Origin of the sequence: Sphingobium sp. BHU LFT2 (genome assembly GCF_018604485.1) — a bacterium.
Classification (GTDB): domain Bacteria; phylum Pseudomonadota; class Alphaproteobacteria; order Sphingomonadales; family Sphingomonadaceae; genus Sphingobium; species Sphingobium yanoikuyae_A.
In genome coordinates this window covers 1-1,639 of sequence record NZ_JAFCGW010000060.1, presented here as the reverse complement: position 1 = coordinate 1,639, position 1,639 = coordinate 1, and the positions used below count along the sequence as shown (strand labels likewise).

At 60.8% G+C, this 1,639-nt stretch carries 1 protein-coding gene; it reads left to right on the top strand.

The annotated features are described in order from the left end of the window. The first annotated feature begins 112 nt into the window (after positions 1–112). Positions 113–1,531 (top strand): ISNCY family transposase, encoded by a 1,419-nt coding sequence (locus JQK15_RS26400; RefSeq protein ID WP_063976827.1) that lies wholly within the window; start codon positions 113–115, stop codon positions 1,529–1,531. Positions 1,532–1,639: the final 108 nt, after the last annotated feature.

Below are 1,639 nucleotides of genomic sequence, written 5' to 3'. Positions count from 1 at the left end.
TGTAAGCGCCATTTAGAAATGACACACCCCCGCTAGATAGAGATGACACAGTTTGGATCATCGGCGGAGCGCTGCTGTCATGTTCATCCTTCGCGTTGGAGGATGTGCGATAATGGCGGTGCTGGTGATGAGCGATGGCGAGCTTTCGCGTTTCGATACCTTGATGCGCGTGGATCGTGGCGAGCTGCGGCCGACGGATGCGGCGCGGCTTTTAGGCATTGAGCGGCGGCAAATTTATCGGCTGTTGGATCGGTTAAGAGCCGAAGGTGCTGCCGGCTTGGTGTCAGCCAAGCGCGGCCGGCCCAGCAACCGGCGCTATGCCGATGATTTTCGGGAGCGCGTGGTCGCGATCGTGCGTGAGCATTATTATGATTTCGGCCCCACGCTGGCCCGTGAGTATCTGGCCGAACGGCACGATATTCATCTGGCCTGCGAGACGTTGCGCCAGTTCATGATCAAGGCCGGGTTGTGGAAGGATCGCGAAGCCCGGCGCCCTCGCCCATATCAGCCACGCTACCGGCGCGACTGCCGGGGCGAGCTGATCCAGATCGACGGGTCGAAGCACTGGTGGTTCGAGGATCGCGGGCCGCAATGCACCCTGCTCGTCTATATTGATGATGCGACCAGCGAACTGATGCACCTCAAAATGGCCGAAAGCGAGAGCACCTTCGCCTATATGGATGCGACGCGGGAGTATATCGAGCGGCACGGCAAACCGGTGGCCTTCTATTCCGACAAGCACAGCGTGTTTCGGAACGCCAAAGCCAGCGCAGCACGCGGCGATGGCATGACGCATTTCGGACGTGCGCTGGATGCGCTGAACATCGAGATTATCTGCGCCAACTCGCCGCAGGCCAAGGGCCGGGTCGAACGGGCCAATGCCACATTGCAGGATCGCCTAGTCAAAGCGATGCGTCTGGAAGGCATATCGTCGATCGAGGAGGCCAACGTCTTTCTCGACAGCTATATGGCCCGGCATAATGCGCGGTTCGCTCGCCCCGCCTTTGACGTGCGCGACCTGCACCGTCCCCTCGCCCCGCATGACGATTTGCGCTCGATCATGGTCTGGCGGGAGCAGCGGACAGTAACGGCGGCGCTGACGCTCCATTACAACAAGGTGATGTTCATTCTGGAGCCGACAGCGATCAGCAAAGCATTGGCGCGCAAGCGGGTGACAGTGTGCGAATATCCTGACGGTCGGCTGGAGATCGAACATGAGGGCCATGTCCTGCCCTATCGTCCGTTCGATAAGATGCGGCACGTCAACCAGCCTGCTATTGTCGAGAACAAGCATCTGGACGCGGCGCTAATGTTGGCCAAACAGATGCAGGCCATCATGCCGCATCACCGCAAGCGCAATAACGACGCCCCTGCCCGCCGCGACCAGCCCCTGCATCTCTTCCCCGAGCCAGAACCGCCGCCAAAGATTGACCGCCGCAAACTGGGTGGTTCAAAGCTCAAACGCGGTCCCAGGCTCAGTGACGAGGCGTTGCGCGAACGCGGCACGCTCAGCTTCGTGCAAAGGGCATGACCGGGCCCACTGCAGAGCAGCGGGTCCATGGTCCACTACCCCAAGGTCAGCGCATCAGCAGGGTCTGCGCTGCGCTGTGTGGATGGCTCCACGCAGCCCCTGCTGTCC